At 55.9% G+C, this 23,704-nt stretch carries 21 protein-coding genes; 9 read left to right on the top strand and 12 right to left on the bottom strand.

Annotated features, from left to right (window positions below):
* Positions 1-108 precede the first annotated feature (108 nt).
* Positions 109-2,115 carry an alpha/beta hydrolase gene (locus GIW57_RS07060; protein WP_236509679.1) on the bottom strand — a complete coding sequence of 669 codons (2,007 nt, stop codon included), beginning with the start codon at positions 2,113-2,115 and terminating at the stop codon, positions 109-111.
* 140 nt (positions 2,116-2,255) lie between these two features.
* On the opposite strand from GIW57_RS07060, the gene GIW57_RS07055 reads away from it, so the two are divergent.
* Positions 2,256-2,711: an isoprenylcysteine carboxylmethyltransferase family protein gene (locus GIW57_RS07055; protein ID WP_100464941.1), complete on the top strand. Its 456-nt coding sequence runs from the start codon at positions 2,256-2,258 to the stop codon at positions 2,709-2,711.
* Positions 2,712-2,747: 36 nt separating this feature from the next.
* Here the strand turns inward: GIW57_RS07055 and GIW57_RS07050 are convergent, their stop codons facing one another.
* The 5 genes from GIW57_RS07050 to GIW57_RS07030 form a co-directional block, all read right to left on the bottom strand.
* The gene (locus tag GIW57_RS07050) at positions 2,748-3,191 is read right to left on the bottom strand and encodes a hypothetical protein (protein ID WP_100465720.1); all 444 of its coding nucleotides are present in this window, start codon (positions 3,189-3,191) and stop codon (positions 2,748-2,750) included.
* Positions 3,192-3,305: 114 nt separating this feature from the next.
* Positions 3,306-3,629 (bottom strand): HEAT repeat domain-containing protein, encoded by a 324-nt coding sequence (locus GIW57_RS07045; protein ID WP_236509677.1) that lies wholly within the window; start codon positions 3,627-3,629, stop codon positions 3,306-3,308.
* A 23-nt stretch (positions 3,630-3,652) separates the two neighbouring features.
* Entirely contained in the window at positions 3,653-4,009 is a 357-nt protein-coding gene (locus tag GIW57_RS07040; protein WP_100464947.1) for a TM2 domain-containing protein, read from the bottom strand.
* Between the two features lie 303 nt (positions 4,010-4,312).
* A complete protein-coding gene (locus GIW57_RS07035) occupies positions 4,313-5,992 on the bottom strand; it encodes an ATP-dependent helicase (protein ID WP_236509675.1) in 1,680 nt (559 codons plus the stop codon).
* A 26-nt stretch (positions 5,993-6,018) separates the two neighbouring features.
* Entirely contained in the window at positions 6,019-7,860 is a 1,842-nt protein-coding gene (locus tag GIW57_RS07030; protein WP_236509674.1) for an AAA family ATPase, read from the bottom strand.
* Between the two features lie 769 nt (positions 7,861-8,629).
* On the opposite strand from GIW57_RS07030, the gene GIW57_RS07025 reads away from it, so the two are divergent.
* A complete protein-coding gene (locus GIW57_RS07025; protein WP_236509673.1) occupies positions 8,630-9,217 on the top strand; it encodes a hypothetical protein in 588 nt (195 codons plus the stop codon).
* Between the two features lie 149 nt (positions 9,218-9,366).
* On the opposite strand, the gene GIW57_RS07020 is transcribed toward GIW57_RS07025, so the two are convergent.
* From GIW57_RS07020 to GIW57_RS07010, 3 genes are all read right to left on the bottom strand, one after another.
* Positions 9,367-10,137 carry an NYN domain-containing protein gene (locus GIW57_RS07020; RefSeq protein ID WP_236509671.1) on the bottom strand — a complete coding sequence of 257 codons (771 nt, stop codon included), beginning with the start codon at positions 10,135-10,137 and terminating at the stop codon, positions 9,367-9,369.
* Between the two features lie 80 nt (positions 10,138-10,217).
* A complete protein-coding gene (locus GIW57_RS07015; RefSeq protein WP_236509669.1) occupies positions 10,218-10,769 on the bottom strand; it encodes a hypothetical protein in 552 nt (183 codons plus the stop codon).
* Positions 10,770-11,199: 430 nt separating this feature from the next.
* Entirely contained in the window at positions 11,200-12,597 is a 1,398-nt protein-coding gene (locus GIW57_RS07010; RefSeq protein ID WP_236509667.1) for a site-specific integrase, read from the bottom strand.
* Positions 12,598-13,395: 798 nt separating this feature from the next.
* Between GIW57_RS07010 and GIW57_RS07005 the strand changes: the two genes are divergently transcribed.
* Together GIW57_RS07005 and GIW57_RS07000 are read left to right on the top strand one after the other, a co-directional pair.
* A complete protein-coding gene (locus tag GIW57_RS07005; RefSeq protein WP_236509665.1) occupies positions 13,396-13,728 on the top strand; it encodes a hypothetical protein in 333 nt (110 codons plus the stop codon).
* A 142-nt stretch (positions 13,729-13,870) separates the two neighbouring features.
* Positions 13,871-14,260 (top strand): H-NS family nucleoid-associated regulatory protein, encoded by a 390-nt coding sequence (locus GIW57_RS07000; protein ID WP_071228008.1) that lies wholly within the window; start codon positions 13,871-13,873, stop codon positions 14,258-14,260.
* Between the two features lie 71 nt (positions 14,261-14,331).
* Here the strand turns inward: GIW57_RS07000 and GIW57_RS06995 are convergent, their stop codons facing one another.
* Both GIW57_RS06995 and GIW57_RS06990 read right to left on the bottom strand, forming a co-directional pair.
* Positions 14,332-16,533, bottom strand: coding sequence for a hypothetical protein (locus tag GIW57_RS06995; protein WP_236509663.1), 2,202 nt, complete (start codon positions 16,531-16,533; stop codon positions 14,332-14,334).
* A 523-nt stretch (positions 16,534-17,056) separates the two neighbouring features.
* Positions 17,057-17,404 carry a helix-turn-helix transcriptional regulator gene (locus GIW57_RS06990; RefSeq protein ID WP_236509661.1) on the bottom strand — a complete coding sequence of 116 codons (348 nt, stop codon included), beginning with the start codon at positions 17,402-17,404 and terminating at the stop codon, positions 17,057-17,059.
* A gap of 132 nt (positions 17,405-17,536) precedes the next feature.
* Here GIW57_RS06990 and GIW57_RS06985 point away from each other — a divergent pair, with 132 nt between their 5' ends.
* The 3 genes from GIW57_RS06985 to GIW57_RS06975 are packed head-to-tail and all read left to right on the top strand — an operon-like array spanning position 17,537 to position 18,852.
* The gene (locus tag GIW57_RS06985; RefSeq protein ID WP_236509654.1) at positions 17,537-17,980 is read left to right on the top strand and encodes a hypothetical protein; all 444 of its coding nucleotides are present in this window, start codon (positions 17,537-17,539) and stop codon (positions 17,978-17,980) included.
* A 10-nt stretch (positions 17,981-17,990) separates the two neighbouring features.
* Positions 17,991-18,290, top strand: a complete 300-nt coding sequence (locus tag GIW57_RS06980) for a hypothetical protein (protein ID WP_236509653.1) — start codon at positions 17,991-17,993, stop codon at positions 18,288-18,290.
* 37 nt (positions 18,291-18,327) lie between these two features.
* On the top strand, positions 18,328-18,852 hold the full coding sequence (locus GIW57_RS06975) for a hypothetical protein (RefSeq protein ID WP_236509651.1): 525 nt from the start codon (positions 18,328-18,330) through the stop codon (positions 18,850-18,852).
* Positions 18,853-20,219: 1,367 nt separating this feature from the next.
* Here GIW57_RS06975 and GIW57_RS06970 read toward each other — a convergent pair.
* Positions 20,220-21,767 carry an adenylate/guanylate cyclase domain-containing protein gene (locus GIW57_RS06970; protein ID WP_236509649.1) on the bottom strand — a complete coding sequence of 516 codons (1,548 nt, stop codon included), beginning with the start codon at positions 21,765-21,767 and terminating at the stop codon, positions 20,220-20,222.
* Positions 21,768-21,900: 133 nt separating this feature from the next.
* On the opposite strand from GIW57_RS06970, the gene GIW57_RS06965 reads away from it, so the two are divergent.
* Together GIW57_RS06965 and GIW57_RS06960 are read left to right on the top strand one after the other, a co-directional pair.
* The gene (locus GIW57_RS06965; protein ID WP_236509647.1) at positions 21,901-22,821 is read left to right on the top strand and encodes a TIR domain-containing protein; all 921 of its coding nucleotides are present in this window, start codon (positions 21,901-21,903) and stop codon (positions 22,819-22,821) included.
* Between the two features lie 2 nt (positions 22,822-22,823).
* Positions 22,824-23,525, top strand: a complete 702-nt coding sequence (locus tag GIW57_RS06960) for an adenylate/guanylate cyclase domain-containing protein (RefSeq protein WP_236509640.1) — start codon at positions 22,824-22,826, stop codon at positions 23,523-23,525.
* Positions 23,526-23,704: the final 179 nt, after the last annotated feature.

Here is a 23,704-nt window from a genome sequence, read left to right as displayed (position 1 = left end):
CTCCTGCGGGGATGTCGGGCCAGCATAGGAGAGGGGATGCGTACGCACGATGAGGGATTTCCCGCAACCAGGATGCGAAGAAAGCGGCTTCGCCCGCGAATGCCGGCGTTACTTCGCCGGCAGAGGATGCGCCTCCATATCCTCATGCAGGATGCGGCGAAGCTCGACGATGGCCGGTGTAGCTTCCTGCACGCTGTGGCCGGACACGATCACCTTTTCCGAAACGGCATGTGGCAGGTGCGAGCTCCAGTACGGGACCAGTCCATCGTCGGTCTTTTCCAGCGGACCTTCTGCCTGGGTACGGGCGATGATCGAGTGGTAACGCACCTTCGGCGATATCGGCAGATCGGCCACGGCCTTGACGAAGGCATCGTCCTTGTCCAGGTTCTGGATGCTGTTCATCTGGTAGCCGTGCTTGTCATCGTTGCGCTCGACCTTGCCGTCGTTTGCCAACGTTGCGACATCCTCCAGCACGGTCAGCGGCAGGCGCACGAAGCGGCCCAGCCAGCGTCCCAGACGCGTGCCGGCAACATCGGTGCCGCGATGCGGGGTGGCGATGAACACCACCCGTGAAATTTCCGGTTCCGGCTGGAATGTCAGCACCGGCGCGCCCTTCGTGCGCAGCAGTTCGCGCTGCGCCGAGGTCATCTGCGCGGTCGCCAGCAGGGTGTCGACCAAGTGGTCACCGGAGGAGGACACCATCAGCCGCGAAATCACACCGCCCATGCTGTGCGCGACCACCACCATGTCGCGTGATGCGAGTGCCTGGCCGCTCGGGTCGTAGTGCCGCAACGTGTCGTGCAGGATCCGCCGGATCTCATCGTGGCTGAGCGCGATCGGCATGTTGGTCGGGTAGTAGAACTGCCAGATCTGGAAGTCGCCGCGGATCTCATCGTCGCGCATCAGCTCGTTGGCCACGTTGACCCATGCTTCCGGGCTGCTGGCCAGGCCATGGATCATCAGCAGCACGCGGCGGTTCGGATCGTACGGCTGCATCATGAACAGATGCGGTTTTTCGATGCCGCCCTTGCCACCGAACAATGTACGCAGCGATTGCCGGCTGAAGTTGGAGCGGGCCAGCCACAGCGCGTAGCCGGCGGTGAAGTTCGCCGCCAGCGGCACCTGCTCGCCATGCAGTTCCACCACCGCCACCTGGTAGGGGTCGTGGATCTCCAGTTCCGGCTCGTCGTCGTGCAGCACTTCCCACAGGTTTTTGCCCGAGAAGCGCAGCAGCACGGTCATCGACGGCGACGGCATCTCGCTCCAGTCGCGCTCGGCCGCCGGTGCGGTGCCTGCAGCGGCCGCCGCCAGCCCAGTGCTGGCCGGGTCGGCCATCACCGCCACCAGTTCGGCGCCGAAGCCATCGCGACGATGCACACTGCGCAGGGTGCCGGTGAAGGACATCGATGCCGCCGGTACCAGCTCGATCGGTTCGCGCGTGTCCGCGGCCGCGCCATCGTCGGCAGGCGCCAGCACGAAGGTCCAGCGACCCAACTGGAATCGCCCGTTGTCGTTGCGCACCTGCTTGCTCGAATACGCCTCGAACAGCAGCACGGCCGATTCCTGCACGGCCAGGTTGTAGTAGTCGCGCACCTGGGTCTGGCGGTCTTCGAAGCCACGCTGGTTGGCGGTACGTTCGGTGAAGAACAGATACGCATAGGACTGCCGTGCGATCTGCATCCACGCATCCAGGCGCGGTTGGAAAGTCGGGTCGGGCTGAGCGGTCGCGGCCTTGCTGCGCGCCACCGACGCCGATTCGCGCTTCGGCGCCGGCATCGTCATCGCGTACTGCACCCACAGTTCGGCCAGCGACGAGCGCTTGTCTTCCTCGCGGACGACGATGCTGGCCTCCATCGCTTCGATGCACGGCAGGCCCGGCTTGGCGCAGGCACCTTCGTCCAGGCCTGCCACGCGCAGGGTCTCCATCGTGGCCGCGCTGAGCTTGCCGCTGGTGAGGATGTCACCGCGCTTGAGCGCGATGTACTGGCCCGGCGTGACCGTGCCCACCTGCACCGATGGGCCGAACTGGCGCAGCGTCGCGCACCCGCTGAGGGTCAGCAGGGCAACGAGGACGAAGGTGGTGTGGGCGATGAAGCCGATGCCTGTTCTTGCCATGTGGACTCCCTGCGCTGGCGCCACTCTAGCGGCAGGCGTGTCAACGTGGAAGCAGGGCGCAGCGGGGTCATTGCCGGCCGATGTGCGGCTCCGGCATCGGCGTGTGACACTGGTTCGGACATCCGATGCCGGGACGGCCGATGCGATTGCTGGAAACCTGTATTCCCCCACCTCTTGTAATGCTGCTGTGCGGTCTGCTCGGTGTCGGCATCAGTCGCTGGCTGCCCGCAGCGGAATTGCCCACGCCATGGTGGGCTGCGGTGGCGGTGATGGCTGCGGGGCTGGTGATGAACCTGTTGCCCAAGCTGGCATTCCAGCGTGCGGGTACCACGGTCAATCCGATGCGGCCGGCATCATCCACGGCGCTGATCACCAGAGGGGTCTATCGCTATACGCGCAACCCCATGTATCTGGGACAGGCGGCGTTCCTGCTCGGAGGCATGCTGTATCTGCAGAACCTCCTGGCACTCGCAGTAGTGCCGATGTTTATCCTGTACATCACGCGCTTTCAGATCCATCCGGAAGAGCGTGTTCTCGGCGAACGTTTCGGCGCCCAGTACAGCGCGTTCCGGCAGAAGGTCCGGCGTTGGTTGTAGCGTCCGGATCGGCTCTTCAGTTGTTCATCGGTCCGTTCACGGATGGATCTGGCAGGTCACCGAGGCCGAATAGCCCTCGTAGTCGTCAGCGGCGCCGACATGCAGGGTGTGACGGGCGTCGGTCTGCTTGATGTACGACGGTTCCTCCGTCTGGGCGGCATCGTCGACGGTGGTCACCGACCACGCTTTGGCCAGGCGCTTGTGGTCGACGTTGTTCAGGTACACGTGCAGGCTCTTGTGGACATTTGACACGCTCACATCCGCGCTGGCCACGGTTCCACCGAACAGCGCCACCGGTTTGTCCTTCGGCTCGAACACGCTACCTGGGTCGCGGGTCAGGCCGGCGTCATGGAATGCCTGGTCCACCTGCGCTTCAGTGAAGTCGGAACCGGCCTTGCAGGCCAGCAGGGCTTCCAGTGCAGCTGTGCTATTCGTAGTCGGCGCGGCGAGTGCACCGTTCGCGGTGGCCAGGCCCAGCATCAGGGCAATCAGCGGCTTGTTCATTGCAGATCCTTCTGTGTCGCGGAGGAGCATGGGCGCCGGCACGGAGTCCGGGCAGACAGCCGGAAGTGTGGGGTAGGGCAGCGTTGTCGGCTAGGCCCCCATGCTGGGCTGCCAGGAGGTTCCCCGATCAAGCGCATGCAGTGCCAGTTGCGCCCAGTCGCGCACCTCTTCCAGCGGATGTTGCAGCTGAGCCTGCAAAGTCGGGATGACGGCGCTGTCGCCTGATTCGCCGAGCAGTTCCAGCAGTTTTCCGCGCGAGTAACCATCGTGCGCAGCCGCCAGGCGGGCGAGCAGGTGCGGTACCGCAATGGCCGCGGCCGGGCGAAGACCCCAGTAGGCGTCTTCGAAGGTTGCCGGGTCCTGATCCAGGATCTGGTCGAGCCAGCAAACAATGTCGATTCTCTCGAGATCCATGGCAGTTCCTCCTGGGCCAAGGATTACACCATCTGCACGCCAGAGGCGTCGGTTTCCACCGTGATCATTTCCACCAGCGCCCACAGGCCGGTGATCATTACGCCGATCAGCAGCCACCCCAACAGCAGCGTGATCAGTAGTTGGCAGATCGCGCGTCCGTGGTAACCGGCGTAGAAGTTGTGGGCGCCGAAAATGCCCAGGAACAGGGCGAGGAGGATGTAGATTGCCCGGTTCCTGGCGATAGGTAGGGATTGCGATGCCGGTGCCGCATAGACGGCGTCGATCGGCCGCGGAATGGCCGGCGGGGCAGTTGCATCGCAGAGTGGGCAGGCCGTCGTATCGCTGTAGGCCTTGCAGTTGCATTCGGTGTTTTTGATCATCGCCACGGTGCTTCTCCCTGTCGAGGCGGCGGTTCTGGACCTGATGGGGCCAACAAAAAAGCCAGATCCCAATCGACGGGAGATCTGGCTTTTCGTGCCCCGAAGGGCGGTACAAATGGTGGAGGTGGGCGGAGAGGTCTCAAACCCAATGCAACCAACTGATATTAAAAGGTAAAGGAGACCTGAAAGAGCCGTGGCGAGATACCGCAAACGATACTGAAGACTATCGTGCATCTAGTTCAATTGCACGCTGTAACGACTGCTAGGTCAGCGTCTTTTGCCATCTCCACCAACGCTGGTAGCCTAGTCAACCAGCGGCCGAGATTGATGGGGGCGCACCAAGGTCACAAGACTTCTGGCGCGTGTTATGCCTACACGCAGGAGCCGTCGGCTTCGCTCGAATGGCTCTTGTTCCGTCCGTTCATCCAGAAATGCGCCCTTGAAGGCGCCTTCGACCAACACGACCCCATCAAATTCCTTGCCTTTGGCTTTATGAATATTCATTAGCATGCACCCCTGCGGGTCCCGCTCCGCTGCGGAAAGTTTGTCTTGATCGAGTGCGCGCCGTACAAGCCGTGATACGCCCAGGTAACTTCCCTGATTGAGCCAGCGCTCCGCCAAGCTACCTCCAAGAGTGGCGGATGCTCGGAACAATGGAATAAGCCGAACATCCCTTGAAATGTCAGAAAGTGCATCAATGCCGCTGATAACCGCGCGTGCGAGCTTCCAATCTCCGACTGGGTCCCCCTTCAAAATCAACGGGCCTCTATAGCTCTGTTCCAACTGCCGCCCCGCCAGGATTCTGGGCGATTGGCCTTGCGTAACCTTGGCAGCGGCCTCGGCAAACTGCCCTGCTTTTCTCCAAGAAGTCTGCGTCTGCTCTTCTGCATGCTTCAATTTGTAATAGTTCGAAACCGCCATTAGTGTGCGATTCAAGCCGCTAGCGTCAGGTGAGCATGGCCATTCCAGAATTGAGGCTACTACAAGCGCAGCAGCCGCGGACAATTCCGCATCCCAGACCACACTGTGAGTCAGTGGTGAGAGCTCTTGCCCATTATAGGTGTGAGGATGAGAAATAATCTCCGACAACTCGGCGACCAACGCGTTGCTTCGAGCCAGTACTGCGACAGTTGGGCTAACCACATCACGTCTTCGGAGCTCGCTAAATGTCCACATCACCGCAGCATGCACGGAGGTTTGAAATGTGTTAGGCCGGTAGTGATGTAACTTTACGTCTCGACTTTGAGGTAGCGGAGCCCGATTGTGGAGAATCGCGTCAGCAAACCCTAGGATCCCGGAATTGGGGCTGCGATGATTGTCCCCGCCCAAGTCGAATATAGTTGGTGCCAATCGTTCGATCAGCAATTTCACACGTCTAGGGTCCACATTTGCGCGGTAGTCAAATATTCGCTGATCCGGGTCAGCCAAGCAAAAAATGTCACTGGCGTGACTAAACTGTTGGACTAATCGCCATTGATCTTCGTCCGTATCTTGGAACTCATCCACCACTATCATCGGATATCGATCTGATATGAGTTCGCGGACAGCTTGAGATCCTTCCAGTAAGCTCGCTGCTCCGCTTGCGAATAGGTCAAAGCTGTAGATACCCTCATCTTGTGCGAGGCGATGGCTTTCCTCTAACCAATTGCCCTCAAAATTCGACTTTCTGAGGCGCTCTTCCCTCGGATACAGCCAATGCAGTGGATGCCCATGCAGAAGACGTCCGTGGGAGCGCAGAACCCACATGCAGAATGCGTGGTAGGTCTGAACCTCAATGAAGGACCGTTCCTCAGAGGTGAGGAGTTCTCTACACCGTAGAAGGACTTGGCGGATGGCAGCGCGAGAAAAGCTAAGGAAGAGAATTCGTTGGCCGGGTCGAAGCGTTTTCGTGCGCGCTTTAGCTTTGAGCAGCGCAATGGTCGTCTTTCCAGAGCCAGGGCCACCCTCCACGAGCAAATGGCCGTCTTGGGCAAGGATGCCCATTCTCTTCTCACATAGATCAATGCGAATCAAGCATCTTCACCTGGAGCGAGTTGTGCTGGGGGCTCTCCCACCTCGGGGATGCCCTTGAGTGAATCATGAATCGACTGAAGTATGCCCCGGACCGTCTGAGGCAACTCATCTGCGTGCTCGCATTGGGCAATCAGCATGGCGGCATAGCCAAAAGCTTCGCCCTTTCTTGCCTTCAGAACCTTTCGCGCTAGTTCAAGAATATCGGCCTGCGAGGCCTCTGGATTGTAGGGGGCAATATCCGGGAAATCCTCTCGCTGCGACGCTTGGGCCATGAAGCGCTTTACCACCTCGAAAGGAGATTCCGCTAGGAGAACATTCTCAATCCCTTTTTCTGGCGCTTCCCAGAAAGTAGAATAACTCTCCAGCTTGGTCTTCGCATCATTGGTGAGTGGGTTGTTCGGCTTATCAAAGAAACCGAATGAGAGCTTTCCTAACGAAGCGAACACTGGGCCGAATCGCGGTACCGCCCCATCTCCATCAGCATTGAAGATGCTGACCCCGTCTAAATCGAGGTGTGAATACGCGTCAGCCCCAAGCGTCTGTTCCATGATCTGAGACGCAACGGGAAGCAACGATGCTTCTGTTGATCCCTCTACCACCAAGACGGCACGACTGAGAATAGCTTCGGCGAACTGCCGACTATTCGTCCGATAGGTTTTAGGCTTAAGGTCATCCGCATCGACAGGCTGCCCAGATAGGCTGCCATCGCCATTGCGGCTCAGCATGACGATTTGAGCTGGCTCAAATCGCTCAATCACATAGGGAGAGTGAGATGTGACAATGGTCTGTCCCATCTCAGATAGCACGAAGCGTGTGACTCGCCTTTGAGTATGAGGGGGAAGCGCAATTTCGGGCTCTTCCATTGCAAAGATGACGGAGTGCCGATCCTTTAGTTCTGCGATGAAGGTGAGCAGCGCGAACACAAGCAGGTTGACCGATCCGGTGCCAAGGCGATTGAATGGGACGAGGTGAGAGCCAGGCTCAGTTGCCACAAAGAGTCGCACTACTTCTCTTAGGTGCTCTCTTGTCAGGTCAGAAGCGAAGAATGCGGTTGCTTCGTCTCCCGGCGGCAGGTTCACAAATCTGCCCATCCGGGAGCGAATTTTGTCCCGAATCTCTCGTAACTGCTCAATGTCTCCAACGGCTGGGTCTAATGCTTGGAGTCTAGTCAATGTGTCCTGCCACATCTGCGGCGCCCCATCACCGCTCAACTTAAGGACGATGTCCAGAAGCGAACCTCTCTGAAGACTTAAGGCACGAGATCCGGTACGGATTGTTCGCAGAAAAACGAAGCCGCAAAGCCGTTTATGCTCTCGTGTGAAGCGCGTGAGGCCGGCGCCCAGTTCAGGTTCTTCATCAGGGTCTTCGGTGGGCTCTGGCTCTGGGTGGAGAAAGAACGTGTTCCCGACGAAGTCATCATCGCTTCTGTCGTAGCGACCCATGAAAACTAATGGCAATGCCCACACGACATTGGGAGCATCAGCGTCGTTAAGCGCCGCGCCGCCTTCATCGATAAATGACTTGTCCTCGTCATTCCACCGTCGAAGATGCCCGCCGAAACGCCGCAAGGCCTCTTCTGAGAGATCGAGGAGTATAACTTCGATCCTAATATCAATCGACGCACCTCCTTCGTCCAGATAGCGGCCTTGGAAGAAGTCATGCTCATCGATTATTGGCCGACGAAACAGGCGCTCCGGCCCCATGACGAGGTCTAGTGCTTCGCAGACAGTTGATTTGCCAACATTGTTGCCCCCGACTAGTAGGGTGTGGCCGTTGAAATCAACCCGGCCTTCGGAGATTCCGCGAAAATTACGAAGCTCTAAGCGTCGAACGCGCATGGGTGGCCCGCCTCATTCCGTGATGGCAGCAGCTTAATGCATAAGTGGTGAGGAGCGCCAACCCCTGCGCTATCAAGGGCTTGGCCCTAGAATTACCTTGTGTTACGGCTGAACTCTCGGCTTCCGTTGACTGCTTGACGCCCTTGATTTTGCGGCTAGATTTTCAACATGACCTCCAAATGCCATTCCGCTGACGCCGTGCTTATCAACTATCTCTTGGGCCTTGGTCTTAAGGTCGAACGCGCAGCACCTTACGACGAGGAGATTCAGGACATAGTTTGGAGGATCGGTTTTGCTGACGATGATGGCTCGGAGCCCCTGCCATTGGAATTCAGGTCTAGACAAGATGTATGGCGTTGGTGGCGTACAACTGCTGCTGATTTGGCATTCGCAAGTTCGTTTGCAGCTATGATCGGAAAAGCCTGCGGCAAGGGTAATCAATCTGCACACGGCGTGCGGGTGTGGGCGGAGAAGGGTTTCGGAGTTCGGCGCCCTGATTTGGTAACAATGTTGTTTTCGCTGCGCAGCTCAAGGCGTGTCAGGTCATTGCCCGGATGGACGCGAAAGGCCCGGGTTGACACCGAGAGGGCGGGATACCCGTGGTCGCTGGACCGGTTAATACTGAGATACACAGCCACTACGAAATGATGATTGGAATTCTTTGCATGAAATGAGAAGATCATGATTCCTGAGGTCGCTGGTGTGGACGGGTATGGGACTCAAGTATGCGTACGATTCTTCTGACGCTGGGCGTAGAGCGGTTAGCATCTTGGACTGGCTGGCTCGTCACCGTGGTAACACGCCGAGATGTTTGATCTGTAATGAAGATTTGTTGGTTAAAGGTGAGCACTCACTACAGGTGGATTGCTATTTTTCCCACCAGATGAATTCAAGTTGCCCTACGATTCTATCGAATCCTCCGACTTCGTACTTGTTAAATGCCCCGATGAGTCCTGGAGCATCGCACGCTTCGCGCGACTATGCGCGAGAAAATTTGTTGGGCGTCTATATGGAGATGCGTGGTCTGGCGAAGGGTTTGGGGTGGCTTGAACTTGAGACAGCGTGTGACGTTGCTAAACAAAAGAACGTTTGGGATCTTGTAGGAATCACCCCTGAGTTCCTGCCCGCAATTTTGCTGTCCTGCTTGGATGTGTGGACTCCTCGCGGATCAATCGGGCCCGTAACCTATTTTTTGGAGCCCAGCGCAACTCCCGGAAGTCATTGGAATTTTGGTGGCGCTAAGAAAAGTAGATTGTATGAGGTCGATATAAAGACCGGTGATATAAAAGTTCATCCGATTGGCGTGAAGCCACCGAAAAGTAATGTCATTTCTCGAATAGAGAAGCTGCTCATATGATTGTTCGTCGCCAGTTGACCTAATTCAGAGTGAAGCTCTTGGCAGTCGAATGTACAACTGTGGATTTTCCAGACGACTGCTGGGATCTGAGCCCCGCCGAGGCGGGGCCTTTTGGGGTGCAATACGCTAAACGGCAATGATGATCTGCGTCAGGCTGTCTCTGGCTTAGGTGCCAGGCTCACCGACCACTGCCCATTCTCTTCCTGCTTGAGTGACAGGAGATCGTAGGTCTTCACCATGTTGAGAAGACCGGAATGTCCATAGATGCCAGGCGAGAAGCCGGAATCTGCTCGCTTCAGGTATGAGCCTAAGGAGTTGAGGCTTACCTTGCCCTCTGGCGTGCTACCGGCAAGCAGTGAGACAGCCTCGATGACGAACCGAGGGCGACGCTTCGGGAGCGGTGCGCTGCCGGTGGTCTTGGCTTCGTTACTGTGGTCAGCAGGATGCGGCGGGTCCTGAAGATCAGACGGCTCTGGCGATGAGGCTTCTTGGGCGGACCACTCGAAGAACTGATCACAGGCATTGCGCAAGGCGTCGGGGGTCTTTGCTTCGCCGACGATCAAAACGGTGGCGCCGCGCTCTCGGAGCTTCCTGCAGAGGTAGGCGAAGTCGGAGTCGCTGGTCACCAAGCAGAAGATGTCTGCGCGCTGATCGAATAGCGCCTCCAGTGCATCTAGAGCCAGGGCGATATCGGAGGTGTTCTTCTTCGCTGCGTATTGGAACTGAAGGCATGGGGTGAATGCCTGGCGAACCAGGGCCTCTTGCCAAGAGTTGCCTAAGGTAGTGCGATTGCCATAGCCCCTCCGAAGCGTTACGCGCCCGGCCTGTGCGGCCATGAGTAGCGCGAAATCCACGATCTCGGGAGCAACGTTGTCGCAGTCAATCATTACTGCGACGGTCGAATCCTGCGGTTGAGCCATGAAGGTGTCCTATGTCTTTACGCTGGTCTAGTTCGAAGTCCAGGCGCAGCGCCTATTGGTCGGAAGGCAACGCTCTCGTTTCAGGCTTGAAGTCTGGCCGCTAAAGCGTAGGTCGGGCTCGGATAGTCGGCGAACAGCTTGATGCGGATCATCGAAGCGCTGGAGCCATCACCGCCCGTCAATGGAACGTCTTGGAGAAGGTGCAAGCACTGACGATCAGATGGAAGCGGATCCTGCTCTGTGCAACCAATCCAGTTTCGCGCATCCCATCGCTTGCCAAGAATGATGGGCACCAGTGGGCTTTGCTCAATAGGAAAAGCGCCGTGCACCGCGACCTGGTAGCCGTGTGCAATCTTGGCCAGCATCTGGACGAATGACCAGATGTCCATCCTGTCCTGAAACTGGATGCCGACAGAGGTATGCTCGCGAACTGTCTCCCCCTCGCCAAGTCCCATGGTCAGCGTATCCATGGCGGAAACCTCTATGCCCTCTGCAGAAGGATCGGGCGGAAATTTTGGGTCGAGGAAACCGGGCAGAGGAAGGACGGGGAGGTGCATGACTTTGACGCTTTGATCCCAAGGGACATCGTGCTCAACCAAGGAATTGTCGGCGCGTATGAAGGTCTGTTTCATCGATTCCGTGGCGGGCCGTCGATGAGATTTTCGACCCTTTATTCCCAAAGATTGGCGGCCGCGATCCAAAAACCCGCGAAGCACTTTCATTTCGAACTGGGACGTAAGCTTTGCACACGGATCGCAGCTTGAATCTGGCAGCACGAGAGTTCCACCAAGGCCCTTCGGCACGATGTGCTCTTCGGTCAAGCGCCCTTGTGTAGCACCACAATAGATGCAGGCGCCAACTGGCTTGAAACGATGGGTAACAGGTGCCCGCAATCGAGTTGAATCCATTTAGCTACCAGCTCCTTCTGGGACCAGAAATGTCAGGGGCACGGTTCGGCGGCGTCCTAGCCTTGCCCATAGGCCTCGAATGTATCCCATGTAGCAAGGCTAGTCAGCGTTGAGGCTGGACTACCTCCCGGCTGGGCTGATGCTGCTTCGATGCTTAAGGATAGAACCTCCTCTGGTCCTTCAAGCAGCGCTTGAACTGCCCCTTGGCATAAACAGGAAGCACTACCGCAGGCCTGTATTTCTCCAAGGTCTCTATCTGCTTCCTGCGCATCACGGCGGGCTTCTTGTGGAAGTAGGCCTCGTGAAGCACGGGCACGCGCTTGCTGACAGAGTGGCCCGTGATCAGAGCAATGTCTTCGTCAGGGACGTTCTGATGGTGGAGCTCTGTCGCGATGGTGTGTCTGAAGGCATGGAACCCGACACCTCTAGGAAAGCCAAGGTCTTTCATGTAACGGCTGAACTGGCTAAGCGCTGCCAGGCTGTAGCGGGCATTGGTCTCGCCGGTCTTACGGTTCACACCAGCGGATAGGTGTGGGAAGAGGCGAGGGTGGCCGCACTCTCTGATGTCATCCATGAAGTCCAGGAAGCCTGCGTCAAGCAGCGGCTTGGGGATAGGGATGGTCCGGATAGATGCCTTGCCTTTTAGGCTTTGCCGACTCCTGAGCCTGGTCCGGTGCGCCAAGTCAGGATCCACAGTTTTCTGGATGCGGATACACCAGACATCGCTCTCCTGGACGATGTCGGCGACTTTTAGCTGAGCGACCTCGTTGATGCGTGCGCCTGTGTAGAGTCCGATCATGGGAAGCCACCAGCGATGCGGATACTTGCTTGCCCAGGGAATGAACGTCTTGGGGTCGAAGATGCGCCGTAGGTCGTCTTCATCAAAGAGGCGCTCAGGCTTGTTGGGATCCGTGACCAGGTCCTTCTTGATCTCTGCGAACGCAGCCATGGGGGACGCATCAATGGCTTTGGTCTTGACCAGCTGATTGAAGAAAGAGACAAGGAAGCGTCGATGCCGTTCGAGCGTTGCAGGGGCAAGCTGAGGAACATTTAGCTCCTTGCCGCAGGCAATGGCTTCGTCATAGCTGATACGTTGATATGCGGGGTCAGAGAAGAGGCCTGGGGGCGACCAGCGCATGAGGTCCCAGAGTCGGTAGATGTGAGGGTGGTCAATGCGCGAGACCGGGATGTCCCCGCAGGTCATCTGGAGAAACCGCAGCGTGCGTGCTGTGGAGTCGATGGTCTCTTGTGCGAGGCAGCGGCGTTCCCGGTCCCCCAGGTAGTCCTTGATCTCTACTGACAGAAGTCGGGCAGGGTGGCCTGCGGAGAGTGGATCAAGGTAGCGCGTTCCTGCGGCATTGATGCGAGAGCGTCGAGAGCGCTCCATAGCCGCGTTGAGGATCTCTTGCGCATGGATGGCCGCTTCGCGTCCGGTGATGACCAGCTCATCAATCCGGAAGCGCCCGATCCTGATGCCCTTAAGGTGCAGCGCGTCATCGGCGTCTGGATTGAAAGGGAAGTCTTGAAGGAAGTTCTTTACTGTTTTTGGCACGGCACTGTCTCCTTGGATGATGAGAGCAGTGCTAAGGCCCGGCTTTGATTCGTCAAACGAGATCTAGAGTGTTGCCGCGTTGCTTAGGCATTCGCCGAAACGTTGAAATTAGCGCGAAAACGTTTAGAGGAAATTAGTGGGGTATGCACTGCGAGGCGCTGTGGCGCAAGGGTTTTCCTTGGATGACCGCTTCTATCTTGCAGTCATTTTTGTACTGTACGATTTTGAGTGTGCTTACGCCTAAGCGTGCTTTCTTACAGAATAGGCATTTGGAATTTGTGACGAGAGTATCGTAAAGACAGTGTCGACCCAGCGTGGGGTGATCCACATTTTGGAATTGCATGAGGGCTTCATGGGGCGATTTTTATGAACGTGGTGCGCTTGTTAGCCTTGACCGCCTGCAGTATGCGCCGCTACTGCAGTTGATCATTCAAAGGGCAGACTAGCGAGTTCCTCTTTTGCAATGCCAGTGTTGCCTACAGAAGTCCCATGGCATGTGGAGGGGCTGGTCACAAATCAATCTTGTAGTAGAATCAAAAGGCATCGATCTGATGGAGGTTTTATGAATAGCGACATCGATAAGGATGAGCTCAATCTAGCCACCAGGGACTGGTTGGAGAAGGTTGTAAGACCTATCGCTGAGCAAACCTTGGCTGGGCAGCGGACTAGGTATGAGCTGGACAGTCCCGAGGTGCTTGAAGAATTCAGAAAGGAATTTAAGCGCCAGCAGACCTTGAAATATCCAGCGAAGCCCAGGTCGCCTATGTAGGGCGCTCTCATGGTCATGGAGGACGTGATATGACCTACAAAGTATATTTTGAAAAATACTTTAACCAGTCCTTGACTGCGTTGATTTCTCGCTCTCTTGCCGATCCCGAGCGAGCAGAAGATCGCTTTCTTGAAGTTAAGTCCTTTTGCCGTAGCTTTGATGAATTACCCAATAGAATGAAAGGGGTCAGGTCGGCCACGGATCCGTTGAGATACACTTGGTTTCCCAGTGGGCGACCCTCATTGTATTTTCTCGCTGCTGTAGTTGATGAGGCGAAACTGGAAGTTACGTTCGTTGCCGCAGGGGATGCAGGGCGTGGAAAAGCAAGTTTTGAGAGTGAACTTAAGCGGTCTGCAGATTAGATGTTCTCTTGTTTGTCACTGCGTAGCCTTCTTGGGAATAGAATTTTTAGCTTGTTCGTGATGATGGGGCAGTTGCGCTGTCATCTCCTATGCCATTTGTAGCCCATCAGTCTGTTGAATTAGAAAAGAAGGTTCTTTAAAAATGACCAAGCCGTCACTCGATTCCATTGCCTCCGCCAAAGCCAAGCTTGCTGAAGAGCTGCGCAAGCTTGAGGAACAGGAAGTTCAGCTTCTCCAAGAGCAGGCCGCTGATGCCTTCGCCGAGGTCGCGAACCTCGTTTCCCAATACGGTAAGAGCTTCTCTGCGAAGCAGCGCGCCGAGATCGTCAGCATGCTGGCGGCTGATGTGCCCAAGAGGGGAGCTGCGGCGAAGAAGGAAGTTGCGCCCAAGTATTGGCTTCCCCACACCGGCGAGACTTGGACCGGTCGGGGCAGGACTCCTCGTGCTTTCGCTGCTTGGGAGGGGACTTCCGCTTACACGACCTGGAAGGCCTCCCATCCCAACGAGAAATTCCCGGCGTTTCCGGGATGAAAAGACACAAGCCCCGCGATGCGGGGCTTCTGGCTAGCGGGCGCTGTGTTTTGGCTCGGATACTCTACGCTTCATTTATGGCCGGAAGTTAGCCTCTCTGCGACTTCTGCCCAAGTGGCCTTGGTTATCATTGCAAATCCGGGGCTATAGTCCGCGAGATAGACCCCATCGTCCGTGTCTGTTAATTCAGGAAATATTCTGCACTCTTCAGGAAGTTTGCCAATTCCGAAGCGGCCTGAAGAGTCGATATTTACCGCAGGCCTCTTGTCGCCGCGCTTAAATATAGTCGCGATTCCGTTCTTGATCGCGGTCATGTCGACATTCGCTATTGCTAACGGTCGGAGAATATGGAGAACGGGATTTAGGAAAGAGTCAACTGCGTCCGCACATAGGCGAAGTGTGCGAAGCAATACTGGAAAAGGAAGCTTCTCCAGAATTGTCCTAATGCTGCTCTTCTCAAATTCGCGCGGATAAAGGGCTGCCACCTGTTGCAGATAGTCTCTCGCCTCGTTCTTGGCCCGATCTCCTATCTCATTATCTTCCGCGCGATTCATTAGGGCGAGTACAGTCTGTTCACAGAAATGAATTGCGTTACTGCTAGCCTCCTTAAGTTCCTTGGGTGCACCCGCTGTAGTCGGCGACTGTGAGAAATACTCATAAGCAAACCCAAGGCTGAGGCCAAGGATGAAAGAGCCCGAATGTATTTCATGGTCATCGCCTATTAGGTCCTCGTGGACCCATGCGACGATTTTGTCAATGTGATCTTCGACTTTGGTGAAGTCGTTGGTTAGCGGCGGCGGCGGCTCAAGATCTTCGTAGGACACCGAAAGCTGAGCTAGCTCGGCCATCAGCAATACTGCTTCGGGCAGGATCCATTTAAAACGCGCCGAATACACTGTTAACGCTTCTTCATCGCGAGATTCTTCCGAATCTTGCAGGATGGCGTTCATGTTTACGCAGGTCGTTGCCAGCGATCCAAGGGTGATCCCCGCCTCCAGCAGGTCGCGAGATAATACCTTGCCTTCGGCGAATGGCGGCCTGTCAGTCATATATTCGATCAGCGGGACTGCAACTATCGGGTCGCGCCAATCAAGTTTGGATTGTGGCAAGAAGGTAAGGAGAATATTGCGAACACTTTTCTGAGATATGAAATCTCTTGCGAAGTCCCCGGGGGCTCCCCAGAATTCATAAATCACTGGTTGGGATCGTAGTCTGTGCGCGCTAACTTTCTGCTTCCAGTTGCTGTGATTCTCAATCTTTACATCATATTCCTCGGATAGCAGATCTATTGAGGTCTTCGGGATTTCATAACCTCCTCTGGGCATTGATCCATAGGATAGATCGTTCTCTTCTAGGAAATAAGAGGAAATCTTAGAAACCTTTGAGCGTTCATTCGCAGACGATCTCGAAGCGAAGACCCCGTAGTCGAAGGTGCACAGTGTTATTACCCATTGCAGTGGGAATGGAGATATATCTCTCCAAAGTAAAAGAAAGCCATGGGATCGCATGCGGTCCCCGCTTCTGGCAATAGTATCAATTGCTGTTTGGATGAGTCTTGGAACTTCGATGTCGGTTGAAAGCGATTCTTGCTCGTCCTTTTCATAGAGAACTAAGTCGTAGCATTGAAGCGCATCGTCGGGGATGGTTGTGGAGCCAGTGAGACTCCAGGCTTCCACAATCTTGCAGCGAAGTTCTCTAGGAACTGCGTCGTAGTCGAGACTGAGCGCTAAGCACTGCTTTCCTGCCCAAGTTGTGAGGCCTGCCAGCCCGTGCGACATGAGATCTGACCAGTCCTTGGCAACTAGGACAAAGCAGATATCCATGTTGGACAAGAACGGGAAGAAGTTCTGAAGCTCATGCTCGTAACCTGCCAACTCCGAGATGGCTTGGCGCTCCGGCCCCTTGTCACGCTTTACTTCGAAGAGAACTATCACCCTCGACTCGGGGTTGTAAGCAATGATGTCAGGTCGAAGCACCTCACCCTTGTCTAGTGAAATGCTCTTGTCTATCGAAACTATTTCCAAATTGCGGAGCTGTTCCAGCACAAACTTTGATGATCTAGCGCTTGCCAGTCGGCTTGCGTAGTCAATTGAGAACTTCGGTATTACGTAGGGGTCGTCAATTGCAAGAGTGACTTCCTCAATGCTCTCTTTGCCTAAAATTGTCTCATGTAATTTATCAGACTCAATCAGGTCGACCAGCCAATTCGTAACTTCAGCTTCATTGCTAAGCTTTCGGCCCATCGGGGGCTTGATCTTCTTTGTTTTTGCCATCGTATCCTCCGTGATTTGATTACGTTCCTAATTGATTTAGACCTTTGTAGCCTTCCAGGTCCGAAGATCGAAAAGTAAAGCTGCGTCACCGGCCTTGTTCCACACAGTTCGTCCAAGGTTCCAGTAAAAAACGTGTGTGGTGGTCCCTTGATCGTTCTCAAGTGTCGTGCTTTTGCCGTTTCGAGTTGCGAGCTGTATCCAGTCTCCCTTCTTTGCGGATTTCTTTGGAAACCAGAAAAGATGACGAAGCTCATTCGATATGTGATTCTCGTCCGTATAGGTGGTGTCACAAACGAGGTAATAGCTAAGATTTTCTATGTCCTCTGTTACCTGGATCCATAGTGATTCCTCTTGAAGGTTTCCCTTCGAATGGACGCTGTGCACATTTAAGCTGCTCATTGCAATCCTCAGTAGTCTGACCTGGCCAACAACAGTGTCAGTGATTCTTTTGCGCAGGCCTAGCTTATTAAATGAATGAAAAGTAGCTTCGTTGAGAGTGTGGGCTTTCTGCTGGCTTCTCGGTTCATTCAGAAGAGTCATTCCTGTCGGAAAGCTTTCTCAGGAGCTGTAGTGCTTCTTTTTGGCGCTTGGGATTAAGCTGAGACAGCACCAGGATGGCCTCAGCTACAACATCAGATGCAGCAAGGAAGTAGGCCGCAGGAAGTTCTAGAAGCTCCGCGAGCTTCTCGATTGTCTCCAAATCCGGCTTGTGCATCCCTCGTTCATATCGGCTGATCCGAGGGGCCGTCGTATTTGAGTCATCTACTCCCATGAGCATTTCGCCTAGCTGAGCTTGGGTCCAGCCTTTGGCGACGCGTGCTGCGCGTAGGCGATGACCAAGGGCTGTAGGCGTGGGCTGAGGGGCGGGCATCCGGCAGAAACAAACACGTTGACTCTCCAGAGTTTGACCGCATAAGCTTATCCGGTCATTTGCGTTCAACGCAAAATTGGATACGGAGGCAATCGTATGGATATGAGGTGCTGGGCAGCGGTGGGTCTCTTCGTGTTCGCCGCTTCTGCTGAGGCTGCGCCTAGCCTGTCGTGCCAACTACAGAGCGGCCAGTTCAGGGTGGATGGCGGAGGGAAGCCCAAGGTCTCCGCTTTCATCTGGGCCACGGGTCATGGCTCTGCAACGCCTACTGGCCCCATCCGAACCAGCATCGGCCGCATCGAACCCGTAGAAGGCCGGGGCTACAAGCGCGCTATCAAGCTCGATGGCAAGCCCGTTCCGTTGCCTCCGGACGCACAAAGCGTTATCGGCTTCGGCAAGGTCTACGACTTCAAGGATGCCATCGCTCTGGCTTACCTCGGCGAGCGTGAGGAGGACTCCTCTGCGCGGCCTAGTCAGATCGTGATCGTCATCGACACGGCTGGGTCAGTGATCGATAGCGAAGTCCTGGCTGGCACTGCAACCAATCCGGGCAGTCATTGCCTACTCATCGACTGAAGGAACACACATGAAGAAGCTTTGGATGGTTCCCATCGCTGCGCTGCTGGTTGCTTGCTCTGGTGGCCCTGGTAGTGGCGATGTTGAGAAGGCCTTGACCGTGTATTTCAAGGAAGCAACTGGAACGACGATGACGTTTGAGCGGTTGAAGGTGGGCGAGTGCTCGCGAGGGGACAGTTCTGGCTACGCGTGCAGCGTCACTGGAACTGCGCGGTATCAGCTGGGCACTCGCACTGAGCAACAGCAGCTTGTCGGGACTTTCGTCATCGACAAGGTCGATGGCACTTGGACTGTCGTAGACCGTCGCTGAATTCAAGCCCGCCGCCAACCCTAGGTAGGAAGCTCGTATGTGGACCTTGTTCAAGGTAATCCGCTGGATCATCACCGGTCTCGCGCTCTGGTGGCTGTGCGGTGTGGTGTTCGAAGAGGGCACGACGGCCGATGGGGCCTTGTTCGGGCTGATGCTGTTCGGGCAGCTGGTCTTCTGGCCCCTTGCGCTGCTGTGGGGCTTGCCGTGGCTGTTCCGTCGCCGAACGCCCAAACTGAAGAAGCATAGGCCTGAAGAGTTTGAGCCCACGGTATCCCATGACCACATTGCCTTAGATCTCGGCAGGGACGCCATCTGGGTGCGAGACCCCGGGAAAGGCGAGCGCTATCTGCGGCGGTCTGAAGTGCTCGCCATCCGCACTGGGGAATACAACTACAAAGGTGTGGTCACCCATCGCCTGGAAGTCCAGGTGCGGGACGTTGTTCACCCGCTCTGGCTGGTTCCTTTCGTGCGCCACTCTGATCGTTGGCTCAAAAGCACTGCAGTCAATGAATCTGAGCGGGACGAGTGGTTCGCTAGGATGAAGGCATGGATTGAGCAGTGAACTGCTCGACCTTATCTCAAGTGTTCATCCCGGCCGCTGCGGAGATGGCAGCAGAACGATCAACGCGACCCATGGCACAACGGCGAGTAGCGTTGATATGTAGGCTTGCCGGAGGGAGTGAAATTTACAGGTGAGGATCTTCGAGTTTCGCCAGCATTGATTAAAGAGATCATCTGCTAGCTCCTCAGGGCTCCGACTCTTGCATGCTTGTCGAAATTCACTCTCTCGCATCTGAGCGATGCTACGAAAGTAGAGCAATGATGCCGTGCCGCCCTCTAGATGTGGGAACGAGCCGTTCCAGAGGTGTCGGAAGCTAAAGGCCAGCGCGGCAAAAAATAGAGTCGTGAAGACCGCAGCTGCGGCGGTCATCTCGCTCGGCGTAGGAAGTCGAGTAGCAACGAGCGCTAGCATGCCCAGATCGATGCCCAACACCACCGACAGCTTCGTATCGATTCTTGAGAAGAACCCAAGAACAAGGTTCAGCTGTTGCCAACCAGTGCTAACGCGCCCGCTTTGGGCGTTTGGAGGGCTTGGGAGGTTGGTAGAATTTTGATCGTCGGACATATGGCTTAGCAGTAGGTTTGGTTAGTTGGTTTAGGCGCGAATGCGCATCCCTCAGCCCACAGGAGATCAGCGTTCCGCAGCAAGCAACGCCCTGATTTGCAAGATCATCCATGAACTTGTCTTCGGAAACGCGCCAAAGGTAGTAGCTGGATATGTAGTTTTCTAGATGCTTGGCGTGATCCTGGCATCTCGAAATCTCGATCTTTCCTGACGGATCGCATGGGCAGCAGGTGTGTCCTCCCACCAATGATCCGCCACGCTTCGTGATCCGTGCTAGGCGTCTGCCATCTCCCCATAGTTCAATGCGTGGCCCTCTGAGATGCTCATCGAGGCGCACGGTAAAGTCTCCCCGCCTCGCGCGACCCGAGAAATCAGGCCCCAACTTCTCTGCTGCAGCCTCAGCGGCTGCCTGATGGACAGCAGCATCACCATGGGCTCTGTCGTACTCTTGACCTGCCCATTTGCGTCGGTAGCTTGCGTTGATCTGGCGAGAAAGAAATCGCACAACAGCAGACCACCATCGGCGTGCGGCTGCTTCGTCGCGGACTTCGCTAGGGCTGTCATCTTTCCAGCCCAAGCAGAATGTTCCGCCCGGATTGATGTGGCGATCCGGGCAGCACTGAGGCAGTTGGGACGAGGCTTTTTTCTCTTGGACAAAGACGTAATAGCCATGGATGGTGAGCAATAGAGCAAAAGATCGAGTCTTCCCGCTGGGGAGAGAGATCTCAATCGTGGCATCTACTGCACCGGCTCCATTGGAGAGCGTAGCCCCGAACTCGGGGGCCACGCTCCTTAGCAATGACTCAACTTCGCTCATCGTGGGCGAGCTTCGAATGTGGGCGAAGTGGTTGCGACAAGGACGGGACCACCGCAGGACGCGAAGAGGCATATGCATCTTCAAGCGCCGCCTTTGCCACCTTATCGCCAGAGGCCGAAAGTTCTTCTACAGCCGCGTCATAGTCAAGGTTGTCAGCCGTCCTGGAGCTGCCAAAGAGCGTGCGAACTGCGTCCGATCCAGCCTTGTATGCAGCAGGGCCGATCCTGCTCTCGGTGCCCTTGCATAAGCGCTGCTCTGCTTCGGAGGCGATTACAGCCCGTCCCGTTGCGCATCGAACCCGCTCCCCCTTCATGCCTAGTCTGCTTAAGCTAAGCGGGCCGTATTCAAGGCCAATCGCAAGACCTAACTCCCCAGTGTCTCCACCTTCAGACTTCAGATGTTCAATGGCAGATAGAAAACTGCTGCGGAGGGCCCCGACGCATTGGACGGCGGTACTCACAGTCGCTTCGGCATCCGTTGTGTAGGCCGTCCCCTCAATCAACATTCCATGAAGGCAATCGCCGATGAACCTTACGCGGCGCCCGCCGAAGTCACTGTGCGTGACGGAGTCCAGTTCCGAGCGGACGACATGCAACGTGCGGACCAAATTCTCCGGATTCTCTTCAAGGTGCTGATCCACAAATGCCGAGAAGCCATCGATATCAGCGTATACGGAAACGCCCTCGAAGTTCTTTGAGTTCCCGGGGGTAAGAGCATCAAAATTCAGATCCGACAAAGGCGGGGTTGGTCTGCTGAACTCAATGCTGCCAATGGGGGTCTCTTCCTGCTCTTCCTTCCAAAGCTTGATGATCTTGTCTTTCGACGTTTCGAGCTTGGCCTCATCAACGCAGGTGGCTATCTGCTCGTCAGTAAGGCGGGTAGAGCGGTCCTTGTCACCGTCCAGTGCGGGGAAGCCCATGACGGATCGCGCTGAGTTTGTGAGGTAGATGCCTTCTGTGCTGGCATGTCCAGCGCACTTGGCAGCGTGATTAGCAGGACTTCCGAGGAAAAGGGGCTCGCGGCCTCCGCGCCGACCGTTGTTGACCGCCAGAGCCAAGCCGCTATCAATACCTACGCGGACACGTGCATTTGGAATGTGCTCGTCGGCATCCCCTGTTTCTGCCAGGACTTCGTCAACTAGTTTTGCGATGGCGACGGCTTTGGCCACCCGTCGGCGCTCTTCATCTTCCCCGTAAGGCTTAGCGACAAGGGCATGCAGGCGCTGGTTATGGAAGTCGACGCGCTTGGCGTTGCTCTCTTCAAGAATGCGATGGACAGCGCGATAGTGCTGGTTGAGGAACTTTAGGGTGCGCTTGTGACAGGTAGTGCCCTCATCCTTCGTACAGGCCAGGATTTCGTCAATGTTGACGATATCGATGTAGACGTGAGCCGCATGAATGCGATACGCCCGCCTTGCTGGGATGCTCTCCAGTGAGGTGTCGCGCTTGTAGTCGAATATTTCCACATCTCGCACTTCCTCGTAGCGAGACTTGATTCGCTTTTCCGCGCGGTCTTCCTTCCAGCTATGACCCATCTCAATATCCTCTCGTCCAGTAAAGGTAAAGCTAAGGGGGCACTTCGCTGAGGCCCAGGCGTCGCCCCATGCACTGGCGGCGGCTCGTTGAACCTGTATATTGTGTCTTGGTTCACACTTTCAAGGGGGCGAAGTGGCCACTGGACTTATTGATCGATTCCGCTCAGATGGAGGGCGGAGGCTGCTCGCTGCATTATCTGAAGTTCGACTACTCGCCGGGATCGGCGGCTTGCCTGAGTGGCTCTTGGACCGGGGGGAGCTGCTAGAGGTCCAGCCGGGCGAGTCATTTGTCGAGCAGGACGGGGTGGACACCGAAGTGTTCTTTATCGTTGCTGGGTCTGTTGATGTAGTGATCAATGGAAAGACCGTCAACATCCGCCATACAGGAGATCATGTGGGCGAGATGGCTGCGATTGAGCCAGCTCAGAGGCGCGCAGCAACGCTGGTGGCCCGGGAGCTCAGTGTTCTGCTAAAGGTCGCTGAAAGCGATTTCATTGAAATGGCGGACGGTCACCCGATCATCTGGAGGCGGCTGGCCGCCACACTTTCGAGGAGACTTCTGCAAAGGAATAGCCTTCTCGCTAAGCCTCGCAACCAAGTCCGGGTGTTTGTCATGTCTTCGGTGGAGGCGCTTCCGGTCACCCGCCTCTTGGAACAGCACTTCGAGCACGATCAGTTCTTGACCATTGTCTGGGGGCATGGTGTGTTTCGCGCGTCAAATTACACGTTGGATGACTTGGAAAAACAGCTGGAAATTTCTGATTTTGCTATCGCCGTTGCACACGCGGATGATCTGGTGATTAGTCGTGGAGACGAGTGGCCTGCGATGCGTGACAACGTTGTGTTTGAGCTTGGTATGTTTATTGGATTTTTAGGCAGGCAGCGCGCTTTCTTGATGGAGCCTAGGGAAGATAAGTTGAAGCTTCCGAGTGATCTTGCGGGGCTGACTACGGTTTCCTACCGTTATGTGCCTGGGGAGGATGCCAGAGCGAGGCTAGCTCCGGCTTGCAACCAAATTCGCGACATCATTCTCGCTATGGGGCCACGAGACTAATCATGGCGCTTCTCGAAGACATGCAGGGCACTGTTGCAACAATCTTCAGCAGTACTTGGGACAGGCGAGAGGGGCGCGTGGTTCCGGATCCGGAGGATCTGCGACTCGGCAATGACGCTGTTGAATTTTCGCGGGCTACCGTGCTGTATGCGGATCTCCACGGCTCTACGAACATGGTCGACACTGAGGAATGGTGGTTTAGTGCGGAGGTCTACAAGGCATTTCTGCATTGTGCTGCCAGCATCATCAGGGCCGAGGGTGGCGTGATCACTTCTTACGACGGTGACCGTGTGATGGGAGTCTGGGTAGGAGATCGTCAAACGACACCGGCAGCGATTGCAGGTCTGAAGATCAACTACGCTGTGAACGAAATCATCAATCCTGCGCTTAAAAAGCAATATCCGGCATTGAACCGAACCGTCAGGCAGAGCGTCGGCATCGACTCTAGCGCGCTTCGTGCTGCCCGCACTGGCGTCCGAGGTGGGAATGACATTGTTTGGGTTGGGCGGGCCGCAAACTATGCGGCAAAGCTGACTGAGTTGGATCTCGAACCCAAGACTTGGATCACCGCCGACGCGTTCAACTTTCTGTTGGACGAAGCCAAGTTTGGTGGCCAGTCAAAGCAGTTGATGTGGAAAGGGTTCAGCTGGACCGAGCAGGGTGGCATTGCTATCCATGGTTCGACTTGGCAATGGAAGGTCTAGCGGCCGCCGTCTCTGTGGCGAAAAATCCGTCGCTTAGCCAAATCAACAATCCAAGCAAGAGCGCACTTAGGCATTGCCCTTCGGGCAATGCGTGCGCAAGAGGCTGTGCCCCTTGACCCCCTAAAAATCGCTTGCCAAAGCCTAAATCGTAGGCATAAAGGCAAGTGCGGGGGCCAAAA

The organism is Stenotrophomonas sp. PA-6-5C, from assembly GCF_021605635.1.
In the GTDB taxonomy this organism is placed as follows: Bacteria; Pseudomonadota; Gammaproteobacteria; order Xanthomonadales; family Xanthomonadaceae; genus Stenotrophomonas; species Stenotrophomonas lactitubi.
The sequence above is the reverse complement of the archived record's forward strand: the minus strand, read 5'-3'. Positions and strand labels throughout refer to the sequence as shown.